Here is a 22,622-nt window from a genome sequence, read left to right as displayed (position 1 = left end):
AAACGGCTGCGACCCCCGGCTCACCTGGGGCTATCGCCCGTTGAACGCATCCTTCAGACGCGAGAAGAGACCCTGCTGCCCCGGCTGGAACTGCCCCGTGGGCCGCTCCTCCCCGCGCAGCTTGGCCAGCCGCCGCAGCAGGTCCTCCTGGTCGGCGTCGAGCTTGGACGGCGTCATCACCTCGACGTGGACGATGAGGTCGCCCCGGCCGCCGCCGCGCAGGTGGGTCACACCGCGCTGGTGCAGCGGGATCGACTGCCCGGACTGGGTACCGGGTCGGACGTCGATCTCCTCCACCCCGTCCAGCGTCTCCAGCGGGCACTTCGTGCCCAGCGCCGCCGCCGTCATCGGGATGGTGACCGTACAGTGCAGGTCGTCGCCACGGCGCTGGAAGACCGGGTGCGCGACCTCGTGGATCTCCACGTAGAGATCACCGGCGGGGCCGCCGCCGGGACCGACCTCGCCCTCGCCCGCGAGCTGGATGCGGGTGCCGTTGTCGACACCGGCCGGGATCTTGACGGTGAGTGTGCGGCGCGAGCGGATCCGGCCGTCGCCGGCGCACTCGTGGCACGGTGTCGGCACGACCGTGCCGAAGCCCTGGCACTGCGGGCACGGCCTGGACGTCATGACCTGGCCGAGGAAGGACCGGGTGACCTGGGAGACCTCACCGCGGCCGCGGCACATGTCGCAGGTCTGCGCCGAGGTGCCGGGGGCCGCGCCCTCACCGCTGCAGGTCGTACAGACGACGGCGGTGTCGACCTGGATGTCCTTGGTGGTGCCGAAGGCTGCTTCGTTCAGCTCGATGTCGAGCCGGATCATGGCGTCCTGGCCACGGCGGGTGCGCGAGCGCGGTCCGCGCTGCGACGCGGTGCCGAAGAAGGCGTCCATGATGTCGGAGAAGTTGCCGAAGCCGGCACCGAAACCGCCCGCGCCCTGGCCGCCGCCGGCCTGCGAGAGGGGGTCCCCGCCGAGGTCGTAGACCTGCTTCTTCTGCGGGTCCGACAGCACCTCGTAAGCGGCGTTGATCTCCTTGAACCGCTCCTGGGTCTTCGGATCCGGGTTCACGTCCGGGTGCAGCTCGCGCGCCAGCCGGCGGAAGGCCTTCTTGATCTGGTCCTGCGAGGCGTCGCGGCCGATGCCGAGGACCGAGTAGTAATCCGTGGCCACTTACGACTCCGCGAGGATTTGTCCGACGTAACGTGCCACTGCGCGTACCGCTCCCATCGTTCCGGGGTAGTCCATGCGGGTCGGTCCGACCACGCCGAGTTTGGCGACTGCCTCGTCGCCCGAACCGTAGCCGACCGTGACGACCGATGTGGACGCCAGGCCTTCATGGGCATTCTCATGCCCGATGCGTACGGTCATGCCCGAGTCCTTGGCCTCCCCGAGCAGCTTGAGCATCACCACATGCTCCTCAAGGGCCTCCAGCACCGGCCGGATGGTCAGGGGGAAATCGTGCCCGAAGCGCGTGAGATTGGCGGTGCCGCCGATCATCAGCCGCTCTTCGGTCTCTTCCACCAGAGTTTCCAGCAACACCGACAGCACTGTCGAGACCGTACCGCGGTCGTCCTGCTCGAAGGACTCCGGGAGATCCTGCACCAACTGCGGCACATCCGCGAACCGGCGGCCGACGACCCTGCTGTTGAGCCGGGCCCGCAGATCCGCCAGGGAGGCTTCGCCGAACGGCGCCTGGCAGTCGATGAGCCGCTGCTCGACCCGGCCGGTGTCCGTGATCAGTACGAGCATCAGCCGGGCCGGGGCCAGGGCCAGCAGCTCGACGTGCCGGACCGTGGACCGGGTCAGGGACGGGTACTGCACGACGGCGACCTGCCGGGTCAGCTGCGCCAGCAGCCGGACCGTGCGGCCCACCACGTCGTCGAGGTCGACGGCGCCGTCCAGGAAATTCTGGATCGCCCGCCGTTCCGGGCTGGACAGCGGCTTGACGCCGGCCAGCTTGTCGACGAACAGGCGGTAGCCCTTGTCGGTCGGGATCCGCCCGGCGCTGGTGTGCGGCTGGGCGATGAACCCCTCGTCCTCCAGGGCCGCCATGTCGTTGCGGACGGTGGCCGGGGAGACCCCGAGCCGGTGGCGTTCGGTGAGCGCCTTGGAGCCGACCGGCTCCTCCGTCCCGACGTAGTCCTGGACGATGGCGCGCAGCACCTCCAGCCTGCGTTCACTGAGCATCCCGCGCACCTCCAGTCCGGCCGTCCGCCGCTTCGTTTTCCCTGGCACTCACACGGGCCGAGTGCCAGACCTTGAGCCAGTGTACGGCCGGGTAGCACGGGCACGGCAAGGGCGGGCGCGCGGAGCACCCGCCCGATGACCGTGATCGGCCGATCTGTCGGGCAACGCTATCGCGATGGCGCTAGCGTCTCGGTATGCGCACTTCTTGGGAAGAGGCCGGTTGGGAACGACTCGGTGACGGTGTCGCCAGGCGCCGGATGCCGGGCTGGGACGAGACGATCGGGGTGATCGCGGGGAGCGCCGGGGTCATGATCGTCGACACCGGCGCGACCCTGCGCGACGGTGCGGAGCTGCGCCGGACGATCCGCGGGGTGCTGGGCCGGGAAGTGACGCATGTCGCGCTCACCCACCCCCACTTCGATCATGTGCTGGGCACGGCCGCCTTCGCGGGCGTCGAGGTGTTCGGGGCGGCAGGACTGGGCGAGCTGCTGCGCCGCGACCAGGACGGGCTGCGGCACGACGCGACGCGGCACGGTGTCGCGCCGGAGGCCGCCGCGGAGGCCGCCGATCTGCTCGTCGCCCCGCACCACCATGTGCACGGCCAGCTGACCGTCGAACTGGGCGACCGGCAGGTGCTGCTCGCCAATGTCGGCCCCGGGCACACCGCCCACGATCTGGCCGTCCTGGTACCGGGCGGGGGCGGCGAACCGGAGATCGTCTTCTGCGGTGACCTGGTGGAGGAGTCCGGCGAGCCCCAGGCGGGCCCCGACGCCCTGCCCCGGCAGTGGCCCGGCGCGCTGGACCGGCTGCTGGCCCTCGGCGGCGAGGACGCGCGGTACGTTCCCGGCCATGGCGCCGTGGTGGACGCCCGCTTCGTCCGTGCCCAGCGCGACGCCCTGGCGGCCCGCTACGGCGTCGCGCCTGCTTGACCCCGCTCCTGCCCCACCGCACGCCCTCCCCACGGAACAGGCCCCACCCGATGCAGAACAGGCACTACAGCCCCGACCTCACCCCGCCCTGACTGCATCCCCCGGGGGACGACCCCCGGACCCCCAGCCGGAACACCGACACCCACCCGCAGAGAAACAGGCCCCACCCGATGCAGAACAGGCGCTACAGCCCCGACCTCACCCCGCCCTGGAAAAAGCAGCGGCCCGCGCCCGAGGTGCCGGCCGAGCCCGATCTGGTGGTCGAGGAGGTCACCTCGGGCTTCTGCGGCGCCGTGATCCGCTGCGAGAAGACGGCCGAGGGCCCGACGGTCACCCTGGAGGACCGCTTCGGCAAGCACCGGGTCTTTCCGATGACCCCGCGCGGCTTCCTCCTGGAGGGCAAGGTCGTCACCCTCGTACGCCCCCAGGGCCGCCCGGCGCCGAGCACTCCGGCCCGTACGGCCTCCGGCTCGCTCGCCGTCCCCGGCGCCCGCGCACGGGTCGCCCGCGCCGGGCGCATCTATGTGGAGGGCCGGCACGACGCCGAGCTGGTGGAGCGGGTGTGGGGCGACGACCTGCGCATCGAGGGCGTGGTCGTGGAGTACCTGGAGGGCATCGACGACCTGCCCGCGATCGTCCGCGGCTTCGCCCCCGGCCCTGACGCCCGTCTCGGCGTCCTCGTCGACCATCTCGTACCCGGCTCCAAGGAGTCGCGCATCGCGGCCGGGGTGACCGGGGACCACACACTGGTGGTGGGCCACCCCTACATCGACGTCTGGGAGGCGGTGAAGCCGTCCTCGGTCGGGATCGCGGCCTGGCCGTCCGTCCCGCACGGGCAGGACTGGAAGACGGGGGTGTGCCGGGCGCTGGGCTGGCCGGAGAACACCGGCGCCGCCTGGCAGCGGATCCTGTCCTGCGTGCGCTCCTACAAGGACCTGGAGCCGGCGCTGCTGGGGCGGGTGGAGGAGCTGATCGACTTCGTCACGGCCGGCGGTGGCGGGTGACGGCGGGAAGAGTGCCGAACCGGGCGGTGTCCAGCGTGATGCCGAGGGCGTCGACGCGGAGAGAAGCACCGAAAGGGACGGTGCGCCGCACCTCGTAGTCGGCGTCCTCTCCCGCGCCGTCCGGTTCCGTCAGCAGTACGGCGCGGGCGTCGTACGGGTCGATGATCAGGTACGCGGGGACGCTCCCGGCGGCATAGATGGAGCGCTTCAGGCCATAGTCGCGGTCGGCGCTGCGGAGGGAAACCACCTCGAGCAGCAGCGTGACGTCCGAGGCGGGTACGAGCCATCCGGAACCCTCACCTCTTCCGCGCTCCAACACCACGAGATCGGGCTGTGGCTTGCTGAGCTCCCCCGGAAACGAGACGTGCAGCGTCGCGAACCTGTGCCAGCGGTCGCGCGGAATCTGGCCCATCACCTCGCTGACGATCCTGTTGTGGACGATATCCGTCCCGCCGGTCAGCAGGATCTCCCGGCGCAGGAGCTCCGCCCGCAGCCCCTCCGGCGGCTCGAACGCCGCGAAGTACTCCTCGATGTGCTGATCGCGCACTGCGGCCAACCGCCCAACTGTCCTTGCCTGCCGGGGTATTGCCTGCAGCCTAGGGACGGGGTGGCCGGGTGGGCCGGGTCTCGGGGTGAGATCCCTCGGCCGAGTGATCAGTCCACCAGATCCCGCACCACCGCGTCCGCCAGCAGCCGCCCGCGGAGGGTCAGGACGGCCCGCCCCGCCTCGTACGGACCGGCCTCCAGCAGGCCGTCTTCCAAGGCGCGGGCCGCCGCCCGTGCCCCCGCCGGGGCGAGGATGTCCAGGGGGCAGCCGTCCGCCAGCCGCAGTTCCAGGAGGATGCGTTCGACCCGGCGGTCCTCGTCCGTCAGGAGTTCGCGGCCGGCGCCCGGGGAGCGGCCTTCGGAGAGGGCCTGGGCGTAGGCGCCGGGGTGTTTGACGTTCCACCAGCGGACGCCGCCGACGTGGCTGTGGGCGCCGGGGCCCGCGCCCCACCAGTCCGCGCCGGTCCAGTACAGCTCGTTGTGGCGGCAGCGGGCGGCGTCGGTGGTGGCCCAGTTGGAGACCTCGTACCAGGTGAAACCGGCCGCGGCCAGGCGTTCGTCGGCGATGAGGTAGCGGTCGGCGTGGACGTCGTCGTCGGTCATCGGGACCTCGCCGCGGCGGATCCGGCGGGCCAGCTGGGTGCCCTCCTCGACGATCAGGGCGTAGGCGGAGACATGGTCGGGGCCGGCCCCGACCGCGGCGTCCAGGGAGGCGCGCCAGTCGTCGTCGGTCTCGCCGGGGGTGCCGTAGATCAGGTCGAGGTTGACGTGCTCGAAGCCGGCCGCGCGGGCCTCGGCGACACAGGCCTCGGGGCGGCCGGGGGTGTGCGTACGGTCGAGGATCTTCAGGACGTGCTGCCGGGCGCTCTGCATGCCGAAGGAGACCCGGTTGAAGCCGCCCGCGAGCAGCCCGTCGAGGTAGCGGGGGTCGACGGACTCCGGGTTGGCCTCGGTGGTGATCTCCGCGCCCGGCGCCAGGCCGAACTCCTCGCGGATCGCGGCCAGCATCCGGCCGAGGTCCGCCGCGGGCAGCAGGGTCGGGGTGCCGCCGCCGACGAAGACCGTCTCGACGGGGCGCGGGTCGTCGCCCAGCACCTTGCGGGCCAGCCGGATCTCGTCCACGACGGTGTCGGCGTAGTTGTCGCGGGAGGCCAGGGCGCCACCGGAGCCGCGCAGCTCGCTCGCGGTGTAGGTGTTGAAGTCGCAGTAGCCGCAGCGGGTCGCGCAGTACGGCACATGCAGATAGAAGCCCAGGGGCCGGCCGGCGGCGGCCGCCGGCGTATGACCGGGCAGCGCCCCGTCCTCGGGCATCGGCTCACCATCGGGCAGTGCGGAAGGCATGGGAACCATTGTCCGTCATGGCGGGGCGGTGCCGGTCCGGGCACGGTGTGCCCTACGGCACCCCGGCTTACGGCGCCCCCGGCCTGCGTAAGCCCGGCCTACGGCGCCCCCGGCCCGGCCGCCTGGAGGACCAGCAGGGCCAGGTCGTCGTCGGGCGGGACCGGGCCGAAGGCGTGGACGGTGTGGCGGATGTGGTCGGCGAGGGCGGTGGCGTCCAGGCCGGCGCCCGCGGCGAGGGTGAGGGCCAGACCGTCCTCGTCGTCGAAGAGCCGCCGTCCTGAGCGGCGCTCGGTCACCCCGTCGGTGACGCACAGAAGCGTTTCCCCCGGGCAGAGGTCGAACGATTCGCTGACGTACGCCGCGTCCTCCACCACTCCCAGCAGCATCTGCGGTGCCGCGACGACCCGGACCGTGCCGTCCGTGCCCAGCACCAGCGGCAGCGGGTGTCCCGCGCTGGCGAGGGTGCAGCGGGCGCCTCCGGAGCCTCCCGGGTACGGGACGATCTCGCCGTAGAGCAGGGACAGGAAGCGGGCTTGTTCGCCCTCGTCGCGGATCTCGACCGGCGCCTCCGCCCCGGCGCCGGCCGCCGCCACCGCCGCCGCGACCGCCGCGACCGAGTCGGCGGCCTCCCGTGCCATGGTCTTGTTGAGCCGGTCGAGCACCGCGGCCACCCCGAAGCCGTCCCGGGCCAGCAGCCGCAGCACCGGGCGGGCCAGCCCGGTCACCGCGGCCGCCTCGGGGCCGCTGCCGCAGACGTCGCCGAGGGCGAAGCACCAGCGGCCGTCCCCCGCGTCGAAGAGGTCCCAGAAGTCGCCGCCCGCCCAGGCGCCCTCGCGCGGTTCGTAGACCACCGCCGACTCCACGCCGGGCACCTGCGCCCGCCCCCGCGGCAGCAGCCGGCGCTGCAGGACCTGGCTGATGCGCTCCTGGCGGCTGTAGGCGCGGGCGGTGGCGACGGCGCGGGCGACCCGGCGGCCCAGGTCCTCGATCAGCCCGACCACCTCGTCGGGGAAGCGCAGCAGCCCGCCCCGGCCGAGCAGCAGGGTGCCGAGGCGGCGGCCGCCCGCGACCAGGGGGCAGGCGAGCGCGGCGCCGCCCGGCCCGTAGCCGCCCGGTTCGTACGGCCAGGGCCAGGGGACCGCGCCGGGCGCGCCGCTGGGCGAGGCACCGTCCGGCACCTCCGGCGGCTGCTTCTCCAGCGCCGTGCGCAGCGCGTCGATCCGGCTCTCGGAGGTGTGCCAGACGCGGGCGAGCCGCTGTTCCTCGCCGTCGGCGGCGATGCCACGGCCGGGCGCGCCGCCATCGCCGTCGTAGAGCCACACCGCGCACCATTCGGCGAGCCGCGGCACGATCAACTGGGCGGCGAGCGAGGCGACCTGATCGGCGTCGAGCTGGCCGGAGAGCAGATCGGAGGCCTCGGCGAGGAAGGAGAGGGCGCCGTTGGCGACCCAGTCGGCCTCATGGTCGGTCCTGGCGGCGCCGCGCGGCGCCGGGGCCAGGAGCTCGGCGGCCCGCAGCCCGCGCTGCAGCAGCCGGCCGTCGAAGGCGAGCTCCGGCTCGGGCCCGACGCCGTCCCGGGCGCCGACCGGCAGCCGGAACCAGACGGTCTTCATGGCCCGGCGGTAGGTGATGCCCCAGGATTCGGCGACGGCGCTGATCAGCTGGAGGCCGTGGCCGCCGTTCTCGGAGGCGGCGCTGTCCTCATGGGCGCGGACCGGCTGGGCGGGGTGGTGGTCGGAGACCTCGATCACGAGGCCGGGGCCGGGCGTGCCCTCGGGGCCGGGGCGGGGTGCGCCGTCGGGACCCGCGCCAGGGGTGTACGCGGGCGGCGCCGGATGCGGCTGCCCGCTCGGCCCCTCGTGCGGCTGCCCGCTCCGGCCCCCGCAGGACTCCCCGCTCCGGCTCCCCGGGGATTCCGCGCCCGGTCGCTCCTCCGGCTCCAGGCGGCAGCGCAGTTCGACGGTGGTGCCCGCGTGCACGACCGCGTTCGTCACCAACTCGCTGACCAGCAGCACCGCTTCGTCCGCGAGCCGGCCGGTCAGGCTGTCCGCGCCGGCCAGCCCCTGGTCGGCCCAGTCGGCGAACGCGGCCCGGACGAAGCGGCGGGCGACGGCAGCGGCCTGCGGATCACCGGGCAGGCTGGCACACCGGGAACGGGTCGCGGCCCCCTCGGCAGCCGCGGCCGCGGCTGCGGTCGCCGCGCCGGCGGCCGGTCCCGTCGCGGACCCGCCCCCGGACCCGGCCGCCCTCGCCCTGCGCGCCGCCGTGACGCCGTCGTCCCGTGGAGACGAGGTTGTCGTCCGCATTGAGCAACTCCCGACCAGCTCCGCTACGGCGCCGGATGCGCCAACGACAGAGTGACAGAACGAGCGCAGCCATAAGCACGGAGTCACAGAAGTGGGAGGTCACGGCGGCCAATTCGGCTGACGCGCCGAGGGAGTTGGCCGACGCGCACCAAGCGGCGTCCGGGGGGCCTGTACGGACAACCCCGGTGGCGGCCACGGTTCCCGACGGCAGCCGTCTTCACCCGTACGAGCGCGACGCCACACGACGCGAAGCGCCGGCCCGTACGAGCGCGGCGGTACGGGACGCGCCGACCCGCCCCGTACCGCCGTGTCCTTGCGGCTACGCCTCGCGCGTCCCCGCGTACATCTCGTCGAGCAGGTCCTTGAACACCCGCTCCACCACCGGCCGCTTGACCTTGAGGCTGGGGGTCACCTCACCGTGCTCGATGTCCAGGTCGCGCGGCAGCAGCCGGAACTTGCGGATCTGCTGCCAGCGCTGCAGCCCCTCGTTGACCCGCTCGACATAGCCGTCGACCAGCTCGCGGACCTGCTCGGTCGCGACGACCTCGGCGTACGCCTTGCCCTCCAGGCCGTGTTCCTTGGCCCAGGTCATGATCGTCGGCTCGTCGAGGGCGATCAGGGCGGTGCAGAAGTTCCGGTTGGCGCCGTGCACCAGCACATTGGAGACGAACGGGCAGACCGCCTTGAACTGGCCCTCCACCTCGGCGGGCGCGATGTACTTGCCGCCCGAGGTCTTGATCAGGTCCTTCTTGCGGTCGGTGATCCGCAGGTAGCCGTCCGGGGAGAGCTCGCCGATGTCACCGGTGTGGAACCAGCCGTCCTCCTCCAGCACCTCGGCGGTCTTGTCCGGCAGGCCGTGGTAGCCCTGCATAATGCCGGGGCCGCGCAGCAGGATCTCGCCGTCCTCGGCGATCCGCACCTCGGTGCCGGGCAGCGGCTTGCCGACCGTTCCGGTGCGGTAGGCCTCGCCGGGGTTGACGAAGCTGGCGGCGCTGGACTCCGTCAGGCCGTAGCCCTCCAGGATGTGGATACCGGCGCCGGAGAAGAAGTAGCCGATCTCCGGGGAGAGCGCGGCCGAGCCGGAGACGGCGGCCCGCAGCCGGCCGCCGAACGCCTCCCGCAGCTTGGCGTAGACGAGGGCATCGGCGATCCGGTGCTTGGCACCGAGCACGAACGGCACCGAGGCGGTGCCGGTGCGGCGGAAGTTGTCCTGCGAGACCTTGGCGTACTCGCGGGCCACCTCGGCCGCCCACTGGAAGATCTTGTACTTGGCGCCGCCGCCCTGCCGGGCCTTGGCCGCGACACCGTTGTAGACCTTCTCGAAGATCCGCGGCACCGCCGCCATGTACGTGGGCCGGACGACCGGCAGATTCTCGATGATCTTGTCGACCCGGCCGTCCACCGCGATCACATGGCCGGCCGAGATCTGGCCCGCAGTGAGCACCTTGCCGAAGACGTGCGCCAGCGGCAGCCAGAGGTACTGCACGTCCTCCTCGGTGACCATGCCGGTGGCCGGGATCGCCCGCGCCATGTACGCCCAGCAGTCGTGCGGGAGCTGAACGCCCTTGGGGCGGCCGGTGGTCCCGGAGGTGTAGATCAGCGTGGCCAGCTGGTCGGCGCGCAGTGCGGCGACCCGCTCCCTGACACAGTCCGGGTGGTCCTCCAGGTAGGCGGTGCCGCGCTTCTCCAGCTCGGCCAGGGTGAGCACCCAGCCCTCCGGATCGCCCTCGGCGGGCTCCGCGCCCGCCTCGTCGATGACGACGACATGCGCCAGCTCGGGCAGCTCGGCGCGCCGCTCGCGCGCCTTGGCGAGCTGTCCGGCGTCCTCCGCGATCAGCACCCGGCTACCGGAGTCGGCCAGGATGTAGGCGGTCTCCTCGGCGTTGGTGCTGGGGTAGACCGTGGTGGTGGCGGCGCCGGAGCAGAGCACGCCGAGGTCGGCGAGGATCCACTCGACGCGGGTGGCGGCGGCCAGCGCCACCCGCTCCTCGGGCAGGATGCCGAGCGCCATCAGCCCGGCGGCCACGGCGTAGACCCGTTCCGCGGCCTGCGCCCAGCTGATCGACTTCCAGTCGTCCGGTCCCGGTCCGGAGGCCGGGACGGGATAGCGATAGGCCTCGATATCGGGCGTGTCCGCAACCCGCTCCAGGAAGAGATGCGCCACCGAGGGCGGCCGGTTTTCGATCAGCGTGTGGGTGTCCGTCACGGCGTCCTCCGGGGCCCGCTTCGATGCTGGTGACTCGCGAGTAACCTTTGAGCAGTGATCAGACTAGAGCGCGAGGCGCCCACACGTAAGAGGCTACGGCCGACTGGTTAAGGATGTGACCAGTGCGATAGGTGTAGGTAGCACGCGCAATGTCCGACAGTGGGCTGCGATGCGCGTCCGCAGCGGGCTGCCGGGGGCCGGGAACCGGACCGGCCGGCAGCCGTGATCCTTGAAGACGCAGCGTGATCCGGAGGAAAGCCGACAGGGCGCCGGCCCCCTCCCCGGGGACCCGCGCCCTGCCTCCCGCCTTCTTCCGCTCGCGCTTCCTGCTTCTTCGCCTGCTTCTCTGACCTACTTCTTGGACTTCGCGTCGCCGTCGGAGTCCGAGGACAGCACCGCGATGAAGGCCTCCTGCGGGACCTCCACGCTGCCGACCATCTTCATCCGCTTCTTGCCTTCCTTCTGCTTCTCCAGCAGCTTCCGCTTACGGGAGATGTCACCGCCGTAGCACTTGGCGAGAACGTCCTTGCGGATGGCGCGGACCGTCTCACGGGCGATGACCCGGCTGCCGATGGCGGCCTGGATCGGCACCTCGAAGCTCTGCCGCGGGATCAGCTCCCGCAGCTTGGCGACCAGCCGCACGCCGTACGCGTACGCCTTGTCCTTGTGGCAGATCGCGGAGAACGCGTCGACCTTGTCCCCGTGCAGCAGGATGTCGACCTTCACCAGGTCGGCGACCTGCTCGCCGGTGGGCTCGTAGTCCAGCGAGGCGTAGCCGCGGGTCTTGGACTTGAGCTGGTCGAAGAAGTCGAAGACGACCTCGGCGAGCGGGAGGGTGTAGCGGATCTCGACCCGGTCCTCGGAGAGGTAGTCCATGCCCAGCAGGCTGCCGCGGCGGGTCTGGCACAGCTCCATGATCGCGCCGATGAACTCGCTGGGCGCCAGGATCGTGGCCCGGACGACCGGCTCGTGCACCTTGTCGATCTTGCCGGTCGGGAACTCGCTCGGGTTGGTGACCTCGTGCTCGACCCCGTCCTCCATGTCGACGCGGTAGACCACGTTCGGCGCGGTGGCGATCAGCTCGAGGTTGAACTCGCGCTCCAGGCGCTCACGGATGACCTCCAGGTGCAGCAGGCCCAGGAAGCCGACGCGGAAGCCGAAGCCCAGCGCCGCGGAGGTCTCCGGCTCGTAGACCAGCGCGGCGTCGTTGAGCTGCAGCTTGTCGAGGGCGTCGCGCAGCTCGGGGTAGTCGGAGCCGTCCAGCGGATACAGCCCGGAGAACACCATCGGCTTGGGGTCCTTGTAGCCGCCCAGCGGCTCCTCGGCACCCTTGTTGAGCTGGGTGATCGTGTCACCCACCTTGGACTGCCGGACATCCTTCACGCCGGTGATCAGGTAGCCCACCTCGCCGACGGACAGCCCGTCGGCCGCCTTCATCTCGGGTGAGTTCGTGCCGATCTCCAGCAGCTCGTGAGCGGCGCCGGTCGACATCATCCTGATGCGCTCGCGCTTGCCGAGCGTGCCGTCGACGACCTTCACGTAGGTCACGACACCGCGGTAGGCGTCGTAGACCGAGTCGAAGATCATCGCGCGGGCGGGGGCGTCCTTGACGCCGACCGGGGCCGGCACCTCGCGGACGACCTTGTCCAGCAGCTCGGCCACGCCGACGCCGGTCTTGGCGGAGACCCGCAGCACGTCCTCGGGCTCACAGCCGACCAGGTTGGCCAGCTCGGCGGCGAACTTCTCGGGCTGGGCGGCCGGCAGGTCGATCTTGTTGAGGACGGGAATGATCGTGAGGTCGTGCTCCATCGCCAGGTACAGGTTGGCGAGGGTCTGGGCCTCGATGCCCTGGGCGGCGTCGACGAGGAGGATGCAGCCCTCGCACGCGGCGAGCGAGCGCGAGACCTCATAGGTGAAGTCGACGTGGCCCGGGGTGTCGATCATGTTCAGGATGTGGGTCGTCCCACTTCCCTCTTCACCCTCGGTGGGGTCCCAGGGCAGCCGGACCGCCTGGGACTTGATCGTGATGCCACGCTCGCGCTCGATGTCCATGCGGTCGAGGTACTGCGCGCGCATCTGCCGCTGGTCGACGACACCGGTGATCTGGAGCATCCGGTCGGCGAGCGTCGACTTGCCGTGGTCGATGTGCGCGATGATGCAGAAGTTACGGAGGAGGGCCGGATCGGTACGGCTCGGCTCCGGCACGTTCGTAGGGGTCGCGGGCACGCAGGGTCCATTCAGTGAACGCGGGTAGGCGGGACTCGGGTAAATGACGTCTCCCCCATCGTCCCATGACCGAGGGGCCCGGTCCGGTTCGGGCGACGGCAGCGGCCCGGTTCGGGTGGAGAGACCGGGCTGGTTCGGGCGGGGGGACCGGGCTGGTTCGGGCGAGGGGCCGGTCCGGTTCGGGTGGGGGGGACCAGTCCCGTTTGGGCAGGGGGGCCGTCCGGTTTGGGCAGCGGGGCCGGTCCGGTTTGGGCGGCCGTAGACCCTGCTGGTAGCCTGGTCCACTGCGCTTCGTGCCCTCTTTCGTACGAGGCGCCACTCGAAACTCCAACGAACCTGAAAAGGCTCTTTCGTGGCGAACATCAAGTCCCAGATGAAGCGGATCAAGACCAACGAGAAGGCTCGTCAGCGCAACAAGGCTGTCAAGTCCACTCTGAAGACCGCGATCCGTCGCACCCGCGAGGCCGTCGAGGCCGGTGACCTGCAGAAGGCCACCACCGCCCAGGCCGCCGCTGCCAAGACGCTCGACAAGGCCGTCAGCAAGGGTGTCATCCACAAGAACGCCGCCGCCAACAAGAAGTCGGCGCTGGCGAAGAAGGTCGCGGCCCTCAAGGCCTGACCTTCCTCCGGAGGAGGTCATCGACCGCTCCAAATCCGATCCTCCTCCACCGCAGCACCTCCGTAGTACCCCTGTCGGCAGGGACCCAGCGGCCCCTCTCTCCGCTCCCTGACCGATGCACCACCGTGCCGCACACGGCCTGCGTTCGCCACGCGGGTGCGGCACACCCGGCCCACTCGGCGTACCGCGCCGACCAAGCCGCAACAGCTTGATATGGAGGCCCCGCCTCACCCCTTCCCCAGGGGTGAGGCGGGGCTTTCTTTTTTCGTGGGGCTTTTGGTGCAGGGCTTTCTCGTGGGGGCTTCGTTTGGGGTCGTCGATTACGGTCGTCGATTGGGGTCGTCGATGTGGGATTCCCTTTCGAGGTTTCCAGAGGAGGCTTCGCGAGGGTTCTTTACGGGGATTCTTGTGGGCTTCTGTTGCGATGTTGCGAAGAAGCGTGGACGACGGAATGTGTTGCGGTGTTCCATCGCCGAGCCCCTGCTGTGGGGCCATTGCTGCGGGGATATCGCTTTGGGGCAGTTGAGACGGCAGCTCCCGGTTCGCGACAGGGGGCGAAAGTGGCGTGAGCTTGCGGGTGGGGGCGGACGGCGCCATATTTCGGTCCGCTCACCATGGGGAAAATTCCGTGCCGCAAAGCCGGGTTCGCTTTCCCCGGGGTCCGCTACGCTGCGGCCATGTCCATTTCGGGGGAACACGACAATCCGTACGCCCAGCCGCAGCCGAACCCATTCGGTCAGGCGCCCGCATCCCAAAATCCGGTGCCCACACCGCAGAACCCCGTGCCCACACAGCAGAATCCCTACGCACCGCAGAACCCCCACGCACCGGAGAATCCCTACCCACCGCAGGCCATACCTCCGGGGCTGACCGGCGGATACGGCTATCCGGCGCCCGGCGTGCCCGCCCCGCCCGCAGGGCCACCCGCGGTGGCGCCCATCGCCGCGCCCAGTGGCGCGGGCCGTGGCACGTCCGGCTGGCTCTGGGCCGTCGGCGGGGTGGTCGCCGCGTCCGCGATCTGGGCCTCGCTGTTGTTCGCCACCGGGGGCTTCTCCTCCGAGCCCAGCCCCGACCTCGCGGGCTACGCCTACACGAGCGATCTGTGTGCGGACACCGCGATGACGCCCTTCGAGGACGCCCACTACAAGACCAAGGCGAGCACCGGAACGGCCTCGAAGGACGACAATCCGCAGCACAGCGGCGCCCAGCTGAAGTCGCTGGACACCATGACGTGCAACATCTCGTTCGAGCAGGACGGCGCAAGCACCTCCGCCTACTCCTCCACCTGGCTCTACAACACCGCCACGCTGCACAAGCAGACCGACCCGACGCCGGAGTTCGCCGACGGCTACCGCTCGTACGAGAAGCAGGACACCTCGGTCGGCTACAAGGTCGAGGCCGTACCGGGAATCGGCGACGAGGCCTACCTGGTGACCCGGAGGGACGACGGCAGCAGCACGAGCAGCAGCTCGTACGTGATCCTCGGCGTCCGGGACGGCTGGATGACCTACCAGTCGACGTGGTCGAGCTATGCGTCGAGCAGCGGCAGCGACAAGCAGCCGACCGCCACCGAGGTGGCCACGATGCTCAAGACCAGCGCGACGGAAACTCTCAGGCGACTGCGTCCAGTGCGCTGATCACGCCGACCGACGTCTTCGATGAGGTCCGGCATACCCGCGGCCGAACCTTGATGCCAATGCCGACAGCGGCACTGGCACTGGCGGCGGCGTCGGCACCAACGCCGGCGCCGATGCCCATGCCCATGCCCATGCCCATGCCCATGCCGTGCAGGATCTCAGGATCTGACCGCGCCGCTGAACGCCCGCGCCGACGGCGAGGAGCCGGGTGTCACCGCGAGCGGGCCGCCCGGGCGATTGCCACGACGGCCTTCTCCAGGGCGTACGCCGGATCGTCGCCGCCGCCCTTCACCCCCGCGTCGGCCGCTGCCACCGCGCGCAGCGCCGTTGCCACACCGTCCGCCGACCAACCGCGCATCTGCTGCCGTACCCGGTCGATCTTCCAGGGCGGCATGCCGAGGTCGCGGGCGAGGTCGCCGGGGCGGGCGCCGCGCGGGGCGGAGGCCAGTTTGCCGATGGCGCGGACGCCCTGAGCGAGCGCGCTGGTGATCATGACGGGGGCGACGCCGGTGGAGAGGGACCAGCGCAGTGCCTCCAACGCCTCGGCGGCCCGGCCCTCGACGGCGCGGTCCGCGACGGTGAAGCTCGATGCCTCGGCCCGGCCTGTGTAGTAGCGCGCGACGACGGCCTCGTCGATGGTGCCCTCCACATCGGCGGCCAACTGCGAACAGGCAGAGGCCAGCTCACGCAGATCGCTGCCGATGGCATCGACCAGCGACTGGCAGGCCTCGGGCGTCGCCGACCGTCCGGTCGCACGGAACTCGCCCCGCACAAAGGCCAGCCGGTCGGCCGGCTTGGTCATCTTGGGGCAGGCCACTTCGCGTGCCCCGGCCTTGCGTGCGGCGTCCAGCAGGCCCTTCCCCTTGGCGCCGCCGGCGTGCAGCAGCACCAGCGTGATCTCCTCGGCGGGCGAGCCGAGATACGCCTTGACGTCCTTGATGGTGTCCGCGGAAAGGTCCTGGGCGGCGCGCACCACGACGACCTTGCGCTCGGCGAAGAGCGAGGGGCTGGTCAGCTCGGCCAAGGTGCCGGGCTGGAGCTGATCGGGAGTGAGGTCGCGCACATCGGTGTCCGCATCGGCTGCCCGGGCAGCCGCCACCACCTGCTGCACCGCGCGATCCAGCAGCAGGTCTTCCTGGCCCACCGCGATCGTGACGGGGGCGAGCGGGTCGTCTTGAGCTGTCTTCCTGGCCATCGCGTCCAGCATCCCACGCCCCACTGACACCCCGGCGCGGACGGCTCTGGCTCCCCGGCCCTGACCGGCTCCGGTGACCTCTGCCGGACCTCGCCGACACCCGCGATCCTGCCCCCTCCGGTACCTGCGCCGGACCGCTCCGACATCCCGGCCTCCGCCCCGCTCCGGTGCCCGGGCCGGACCGCCCGGTGCCCCAGTCCTGACCACTCCGGTGCCCGGGCCGGACCGCTCTGGGCCCCTGCCTGACAGCGGCTCCCTCGCCGTGTCGGACAATGGCCGGGTGAATGATGCTGCCCCACACCCACCACACCTCCGGCACGTGCTGGTTCTGCCCGACCGCGATGCCGCGGAGGAGGTGGCCGAGGCCCTGACCGAACGCTTCGGTGTCGCCGAGGAGCCCCAGCTCGTACGGGACGCCCTGGCCGGTGAGGACGACGCCGAGGACGCCCAGTGGCTGGTGGTGGTCGAGGACCCGGACGCCGCCCACGACCCGGCGCGGCTGCACAACCTCGCTGCCGAGTACGAGGGCTGGCGCGAGGCCGAGTAACAACCGGGCCCGCGGGAGCCAGGGGCCGTGTAAGCCGGGCCCGCGGGGCCAGGCGCCGTGTATAAGCCGGGGCCCGTGAAGGCCAGGGCCCGTGAAGGCCAGGGGCCGTGGAGGCCAGGGGCCGTGGAGGCCAGGGGCCGTGGGCCTACGCGCCGCTGGGGCCTCCAGGCACCCACACCGCGCCGGCTCGGGGCTCCCGCTCCAGAACAATCCCGAAGTGCTCCCGGTAGGCAGCGAGGACCTCTCCCTCGCCCAGCTCACGCTCGTCCCGTGCACCATCCGCCCCGGTGGTCACGAGCGTACGACCGGAGAGCGTGACCCGGCCGGTCCCGGTCAGCCGTGAACACACCAGGGACCGGGTGAAGTGCGACTTGGGCGAGGTCCGGTGCCACCAGCAGCCGACCTCGAAGTCCGCATAGGCACGCGGGCGTTGTTCGATGCGGTACTGCGGATCGCCGTCCCTCAGGACATCGAGGTCTCCCTCGCTCGTCTCCTCGATCCGGAACACCCCACCGGGATCGGCCTGCTCGGCACGGCTGTCCCAACGCAGCGGAAAGTGGCTGTGCCTGCCGAAGCCGACGTCCGCCAGCCATGGCCCGCTCGGCGTCTGCACGCGCAGCGCGAGGTGGTCGTACGGAATTCCGGGCCCGTCGGCGCCGAACACCCGGGCGGAAAGCAACTCGACCTCATAGCCGAGCGCGCCCAGGAGCAGCGCGAAAGCACCGTTGAGCTCGTAGCAGAAGCCGCCCCGCCGGGCACGGACGATCTTGTCCAGCAGCGGCTGCTCCGCGAGCACGATCTCTTCGCCGAGGTGAATGGAGAGGTTTTCGAAGGGGACGGTACGCAGATGACAGAGGTGCAGCGCGCGCAACGCCTCGGCGTCCGGGGCGGCGGCGCGGACAGCCCCGATCCGGTCGAGATAGGCATCGGCGGCAGCAGTATCCATCAGGGGTGAACCCTCATCCTCATGACCTGGATCCTACAGATCCCGATTTCAGCAGCATCCGTGCTACGCCGAGCCTGGGCTGCCTGCTCGGCCCATGGCGCCGTGCACCACACAGCCCCGCCGACGGCCTTCTCCGTCCCACTGAGCTGCACGAGCCGTCGGCCCGCCCGTCCGGCCCCAGGGCTGCCGCCTACGTGGCTTCGCCACCGGGTTCGGGGAGGTGAACGGAGGGGCCGCGGTCCGGCCCGGGCGCAGACTCCTGAGGCGTGGCGGTCCCCGGAAGGGCGCGTATTCGGGGGACAGGCGAAGGCAGCAGCCAGAGGAGGCAGAGGGTGGCACCGGCGGTGGCGATCCAGAGGGTGGGACGCAGGCCCAGCGCCGTGCCGAACGCGCCACCGGTCATGGCGCCGATGGGACGGAAGCCGTAGTTCAGCGTGCGGGACGCACCGGCGACGCGCGAGCGCAAGGAGTCCGGGATCAGTGCGGCAAGCAGGGAACCGGAGGAAATGTCGACGAGCATCACGCCGACACTGGACAGGAATTCGGCGACGAAGAGCAGCGCGGTAACCAGCGGAGTGTCACCGCCGGCAAGCGGGACGAGCAGGAGCGGCACCGTGAATCCGGCGTATCCGAGGAGGATGGCCGGACCGATACCGATGGCGCGTACCACTCTGCCGGCGACCGCCGCGCCGATGAGACCGCCGACCGCCCCGATCCCCAGCACCGCCCCCAGGATCCCGGCTTCCAGGCCGAGTTCGGTGGTGGCGTACAGCACGAAAAGGGTGTGGAACATGAGGTTGAAGAACTGCACCGTCCCCGAGGCGGCGAACATGGCACGCAGGGTGGGGTGCCTCAACGCCCAGCGCACTCCCTCGGTGGCATAGCCCTTGGCGGGCGGCGCAGGCGGCGGTTCGGTCGGCGCGATACGCGCCAGCAGTATGGCGGAGTACAGAAAGGTCAGCGCATCGACGAGCAGCGTCATGGGCACAGCGAGCAGCTGGACGAGCAGACCGCCCGCTCCGGGCCCGCTGACGTAGGCCATCGCGCGACTACCGTTGAGCAGGGAACTTCCCACGACGAAACGGCTCTTGGGAACGAGTGAGACGAAGAGAGTGACGTTGCAGATGTCGAAGAGGACGGTGCACGCACCCACCGCGAAGGCGACCGCGTAGAGGTGGGCGAGAGTGAGCGTGCCCACCGCGTAGGCGACGGGCAGGGAGAGGATCAGTAGTGCCCGCAGCAGATCGGCCGCGATCATGATCCGGCGGCGCCGGGCCCGCCGGTCGATCCAGGCCCCTGCGGGCAGACTCAGCAGCAGGGCAGGAAGCAGCTCCGCGGTCTTGAGCAGACCCATTTCCGCGGCACCGGCACCCAGGACGAGGACGGCGACCAGCGGGACGGCGAGCAGGGAGATCTGATCGCCGATGAGGGAGACGGACTGAGCCGCCCAGTAGCGGCGGAACGTCCGTTCCCGTAAGAGGACGGGGATTCGGGCCGCCGAATTCATAAAGCCCCGCCGCCACCTGCGCCGTTGTCCCCGGTGCGGGACGTACCGCCGCTCCGCGCCTCGGTGTGACGGACGAAAGCGACCCGCAGGAAGCTCACCAGCCGCGCATCGGCCGGCCGGGAGGCCGGGTCCTGCAACCGTGCCGCAAAGGGGCTGAGCAGCTCCGTCACCCGCTCGCCGAGTTCGGTGAGCTCGTCGGCAGTGAGATAGAGCGAGACATCTCCGTACTGCTCGGCCTGCTGCCATACACGGGGCAGGGCGGCGCGCTGCTCCAGGGCGTGCGACATCTTGCTGAAGTAGTTCTCGGCAAGTGCGACGTTCAGGGCCGCGGAAGCCTCGGTGACCTCGGGATCGTCGGAGTAGTCCGGCCAGTCCGTGAACTGTGCGGTCGCCCGCCATGGCTTCTCCCGCCCCCGGCCGCCTTCGGCCTCCTCCACCAGGTCGTACTTCGCGAGCATCCGCAGGTGATACGAGCAGCTGGCGACAGACTGCCCCGTCAGCTCGGCCGCGCGCGTGGCGGTGAGCGGGCCTTCGCGGCGCAGCAGCCCGACCAGCTCCATACGGGTGGGGTGGGCATAGGCGCGCAGCGCCCGCGGATCGGAGAGCTGTGTGCAGTCGGCGAACGGATCGGGCTGCGGCCCGGGTTCGCCGTCCGCGTCCGGCCGCACCGACTCGGACTGCTGCTGGGACCGTTCCGACCTCGGAGACATGAAGTAAAGATACCTTTAGAAAGAATCCTTTACAAGAGTCCGCCCGGTAGCCGTGTGAGCGAAGACGGCGGCGTCCGGTCCGCCGGTTGGCGGCGGGGAGAGCGCAGGGACGGAGACGTGAGCGGCGACGGCCGGGTCGGCTCCTCACGGCTTCGTGGCCACCAGACCGATAGCCACGGGGTGGACGTCCGCCGGGCCGATAGCCACCGGGGCGACAACCGCCGGGCAGGCCGCCACCGGGTGGACGGCCGCCGGCTGGACGTGCCGGGGCTCTCCGGGCGGATACCGGGCGGCGACGGGTTCTCCGGCCGGGGACCGGGCCGGACTTGATCCGGTGGCCGTTGACCGTCGCCGACAGTCTGGCCGTGGTGCCCAGGATTGCGATGGCTCCGTCGGTGTCCGTCCGCAGCACCCGGGCGCCCTGGGCGCGGAGCGCCGCGATGGTGCGGGGCGCCGGATGGCCGTACGGGTTGCCGGCACCGCAGGAGATCAGCGCCAGGCGCGGCGCCAGCCGATGCATCAGCGGCGGGTCCTGATAGGCGGAGCCGTGGTGCGCGACCTTCAGGACATCGACGCCGCCCAGCTCCGGGTGGGACGCCAACAGTGCGCGCTGCGCGGGCGGTTCGAGGTCGCCCAGCAGCAGAAGGGACAGGCCGCCCGTACGGACGAGCAGGGTGACGCTGGCGTCGTTGGGGCCGTCGAGGTCGTCGGCACCGACCGGTTGGCTGGTGGAATCGGTGGGGCCAAAGGGGCCAGAGGGGCCCGGGAGAGCGGGTGGAGCCGGCGGCCAGAGGACCTCCCAGGTGAGGGGGCCCAGGTGGCGCCGCTCCCCCGGTACGGCGCGGATGACCGGCACCCGTGCCGCCGCTGCCGCGCTGCGTACGAACTGCGCCTGTCCCGGAGGGTCTTGCAGCGTCGTGGTCTCGATCGCACCGACCGCACGGCCGCGGAGCGCCCCGGGGAGCCCGTCCACATGGTCGGCGTGGAAATGTGTCAGGACCAGAAGCGGGATACGGCGGATCCCCAGGTCGGTGAGGCAGCGGTCGATGGCCCGGGGCTCGGGGCCGGTGTCCACCACCAGCGCCGTACCGTCCCCGGCTGCCAGCACCAGGCCGTCGCCCTGCCCCACGTCACACACCACGGCCCGCCACCCCGGCGGCGGCCATCCGGTGAGGACGCGGGTGAACGGGGCGGGGCGGCACACCGCCAAGATCATCGCCAGCACGCACAGCACACACAGCCAGGGATGCCGCAGCACCCTGCGGACGACCGGCACCAGGACCACCAGGGCAGCCGCCAGCACCAATCCACCACCCCAGCCGCCCGGCCAGTCGAACTCCGCCCCCGGCAGCGCCGCCCCCGTACGGGCGACACCGGCGATCCACTCGGCCGGCCAACCCGCGCACCACGACAGCGCCTGGGCGGCCGGCAACGCGACCGGGGCGACGGCGAGGGCCGCGAAGCCCAGCACCGTGGCGGGCGCCACGGCCACTTCCGCCAGCAGATTGCAGGGCACCGCGACCAGGCCCACCCGGGCCGCCAGCACGGCTACCACCGGTGCACAGACCGCCTGGGCAGCGGCCGCGGCGGCGATCACCTCGGCGATCCGCGGCGGCACCCGGCGGCGTTGAAGCGCGGCACTCCAGCGTGGCGCGAGCAACAGCAGCGCGCCGGTCGCCAGGACGGACAGCAGAAAGCCATAGCTACGGGCGAGCCAAGGGTCGTAGAGGAGCAGCAACAGGACCGCGGCCGCGAGGGCGGGGAGCAGCGAGCGACGGCGGCCGGTGCCGATGGCCAGCAGTGTGATCAGGCCGCAGGCGGCGGCCCGCAGCACGCTCGGGTCCGGGCGGCACACCACGACGAAGGCGAGGGCGAGCGCACCGCCGATGACGGCGGTGCCGCGCAGTGACAGTCCCAGGCGCGGTGCCAGCCCGCGGCGCTCGGCGCGCGTCGCGAGGTGCGGCGGCCCGATCAGCAGGGCGAGCACAATCGTCAGATTGCTGCCGGAGACGGCCAGCAGATGGGTGAGGTCGGTGGCGCGGAAGGCGTCGTCGAGATCCGGCGGCACGCGTGAGGTGTCGCCCACCACGAGGCCGGGCAGCAGCGCGCGGGCATCGGGGCGCAGCCCGTCGGTGGCCTCGCGCAGCCCGGCACGCAGGTGTCCTGCCAGTCTTTGCAGGGGGGACGGAGCACCGACCTTGACCGGTGGCGCCTCGGCGGTGACCCGGAGCACGGCGGCAACCTGGTCGGCCGGCGAGAGCGGTGGGGCGGCGCGTGCCACCACCCGGATGCGTGTCGACGGCAGCAGCCCTCGCCACGCCGGCGACAGGCTCTCGCGTGCCCCGGGGCCGTGCGCTTCGTCTCTCCCTCCGCGCTGCTGTACAACCACCAGCACCGGGGTACGTACGGCGGTGACCGCACCGCCCGGTGCCGTGACCCGGACGGCATCGGCCGTGAACACCAGTACCGGGGGCGTCCGTTGGGAGCCCCGCACCTTGGGGCGGGTCAGTCGTGGATCACCGCTCACCTCCAGCTCCGCCGTGAGTCCCGCGTAGTGCTCCGCCAGGGCCGGCAGCGGTCCGCGCCGCACATCCGAGGCGTGCAGTGCCGCGGCCGCGGTCCCCGCCGCGCCACACAACAGCACCGCGGCCAGGGCCACGAACGCCCCGGCGGGCCGGGGGCGGGGAGAGCGCCGTCCGAGCGGCCCCGGCCCTCGCCG

The 22,622-nt window shown here is 71.6% G+C and carries 17 protein-coding genes and 1 pseudogene; 5 read left to right on the top strand and 13 right to left on the bottom strand.

Translation table 11 applies throughout. From position 1 onward, the window contains the following. Nucleotides 1-30: 30 nt before the first annotated feature. Together dnaJ and hrcA are read right to left on the bottom strand one after the other, a co-directional pair. A complete protein-coding gene (gene dnaJ / locus D9V36_RS29730; RefSeq protein ID WP_088797607.1) occupies nucleotides 31-1,167 on the bottom strand; it encodes a molecular chaperone DnaJ in 1,137 nt (378 codons plus the stop codon). Beyond that, complete coding sequence (gene hrcA / locus D9V36_RS29725) at nucleotides 1,168-2,184, bottom strand: heat-inducible transcriptional repressor HrcA (RefSeq protein ID WP_129296459.1); 1,017 nt, start codon at nucleotides 2,182-2,184, stop codon at nucleotides 1,168-1,170. Nucleotides 2,185-2,378: 194 nt separating this feature from the next. Here hrcA and D9V36_RS29720 point away from each other — a divergent pair, with 194 nt between their 5' ends. Next, on the top strand, nucleotides 2,379-3,113 hold the full coding sequence (locus D9V36_RS29720; protein WP_129296458.1) for an MBL fold metallo-hydrolase: 735 nt from the start codon (nucleotides 2,379-2,381) through the stop codon (nucleotides 3,111-3,113). Between the two features lie 170 nt (nucleotides 3,114-3,283). Beyond that, nucleotides 3,284-4,117, top strand: a complete 834-nt coding sequence (locus tag D9V36_RS29715) for a DUF3097 domain-containing protein (protein ID WP_129296457.1) — start codon at nucleotides 3,284-3,286, stop codon at nucleotides 4,115-4,117. Here the strand turns inward: D9V36_RS29715 and D9V36_RS29710 are convergent. From D9V36_RS29710 to lepA, 5 genes are all read right to left on the bottom strand, one after another. Continuing rightward, nucleotides 4,095-4,664 (bottom strand): Uma2 family endonuclease, encoded by a 570-nt coding sequence (locus D9V36_RS29710; RefSeq protein WP_347239888.1) that lies wholly within the window; start codon nucleotides 4,662-4,664, stop codon nucleotides 4,095-4,097. The genes D9V36_RS29715 and D9V36_RS29710 overlap by 23 nt on opposite strands. A 107-nt stretch (nucleotides 4,665-4,771) precedes the next feature. Then, on the bottom strand, nucleotides 4,772-6,004 hold the full coding sequence (gene hemW, locus D9V36_RS29705; protein ID WP_129296455.1) for a radical SAM family heme chaperone HemW: 1,233 nt from the start codon (nucleotides 6,002-6,004) through the stop codon (nucleotides 4,772-4,774). Between the two features lie 98 nt (nucleotides 6,005-6,102). Then, nucleotides 6,103-8,310 (bottom strand): SpoIIE family protein phosphatase, encoded by a 2,208-nt coding sequence (locus D9V36_RS29700; RefSeq protein ID WP_129296454.1) that lies wholly within the window; start codon nucleotides 8,308-8,310, stop codon nucleotides 6,103-6,105. 319 nt (nucleotides 8,311-8,629) lie between these two features. Then, the gene (locus D9V36_RS29695) at nucleotides 8,630-10,516 is read right to left on the bottom strand and encodes an AMP-dependent synthetase/ligase (RefSeq protein WP_129296453.1); all 1,887 of its coding nucleotides are present in this window, start codon (nucleotides 10,514-10,516) and stop codon (nucleotides 8,630-8,632) included. Between the two features lie 351 nt (nucleotides 10,517-10,867). Beyond that, nucleotides 10,868-12,742 carry a translation elongation factor 4 gene (gene lepA, locus D9V36_RS29690; RefSeq protein WP_129296452.1) on the bottom strand — a complete coding sequence of 625 codons (1,875 nt, stop codon included), beginning with the start codon at nucleotides 12,740-12,742 and terminating at the stop codon, nucleotides 10,868-10,870. 352 nt (nucleotides 12,743-13,094) lie between these two features. On the opposite strand from lepA, the gene rpsT reads away from it, so the two are divergent. Both rpsT and D9V36_RS29680 read left to right on the top strand, forming a co-directional pair. After that, nucleotides 13,095-13,361 (top strand): 30S ribosomal protein S20, encoded by a 267-nt coding sequence (gene rpsT / locus D9V36_RS29685; protein WP_129296451.1) that lies wholly within the window; start codon nucleotides 13,095-13,097, stop codon nucleotides 13,359-13,361. Nucleotides 13,362-14,038: 677 nt separating this feature from the next. Then, on the top strand, nucleotides 14,039-14,998 hold the full coding sequence (locus D9V36_RS29680) for a hypothetical protein (protein ID WP_241721100.1): 960 nt from the start codon (nucleotides 14,039-14,041) through the stop codon (nucleotides 14,996-14,998). Here D9V36_RS29680 and D9V36_RS41150 read toward each other — a convergent pair. Together D9V36_RS41150 and holA are read right to left on the bottom strand one after the other, a co-directional pair. Further along, the gene (locus D9V36_RS41150; protein ID WP_164993057.1) at nucleotides 14,973-15,143 is read right to left on the bottom strand and encodes a hypothetical protein; all 171 of its coding nucleotides are present in this window, start codon (nucleotides 15,141-15,143) and stop codon (nucleotides 14,973-14,975) included. The two genes, D9V36_RS29680 and D9V36_RS41150, sit on opposite strands and share 26 nt — an antisense overlap. Nucleotides 15,144-15,209: 66 nt before the next feature. Beyond that, the gene (gene holA, locus D9V36_RS29675) at nucleotides 15,210-16,193 is read right to left on the bottom strand and encodes a DNA polymerase III subunit delta (protein ID WP_129296450.1); all 984 of its coding nucleotides are present in this window, start codon (nucleotides 16,191-16,193) and stop codon (nucleotides 15,210-15,212) included. A gap of 319 nt (nucleotides 16,194-16,512) precedes the next feature. Between holA and D9V36_RS29670 the strand changes: the two genes are divergently transcribed. Then, entirely contained in the window at nucleotides 16,513-16,740 is a 228-nt protein-coding gene (locus D9V36_RS29670; protein WP_241721099.1) for a hypothetical protein, read from the top strand. Nucleotides 16,741-16,885: 145 nt separating this feature from the next. Here D9V36_RS29670 and D9V36_RS29665 read toward each other — a convergent pair whose 3' ends face one another. From D9V36_RS29665 to D9V36_RS29650, 4 genes and pseudogenes are all read right to left on the bottom strand, one after another. Next, nucleotides 16,886-17,686, bottom strand: coding sequence for an arylamine N-acetyltransferase family protein (locus tag D9V36_RS29665; protein WP_129296448.1), 801 nt, complete (start codon nucleotides 17,684-17,686; stop codon nucleotides 16,886-16,888). A gap of 190 nt (nucleotides 17,687-17,876) precedes the next feature. After that, nucleotides 17,877-19,193, bottom strand: coding sequence for an MFS transporter (locus D9V36_RS29660; protein WP_129298775.1), 1,317 nt, complete (start codon nucleotides 19,191-19,193; stop codon nucleotides 17,877-17,879). Then, nucleotides 19,190-19,903, bottom strand: a complete 714-nt coding sequence (locus D9V36_RS29655) for a winged helix-turn-helix domain-containing protein (protein WP_129298774.1) — start codon at nucleotides 19,901-19,903, stop codon at nucleotides 19,190-19,192. Before D9V36_RS29655 ends, D9V36_RS29660 begins: the two co-directional genes overlap by 4 nt. A gap of 340 nt (nucleotides 19,904-20,243) precedes the next feature. Continuing rightward, nucleotides 20,244-22,478, bottom strand: a pseudogene (locus D9V36_RS29650) (ComEC/Rec2 family competence protein); the annotation flags it as partial. Nucleotides 22,479-22,622 lie beyond the last annotated feature (144 nt).

Origin of the sequence: Streptomyces lydicus, from assembly GCF_004125265.1 — a bacterium.
Taxonomy (GTDB): Bacteria; Actinomycetota; Actinomycetes; order Streptomycetales; family Streptomycetaceae; genus Streptomyces; species Streptomyces lydicus_C.
Note: the sequence above shows the minus strand (reverse complement) of the source record. Positions and strands in the feature narration are given on the sequence as shown.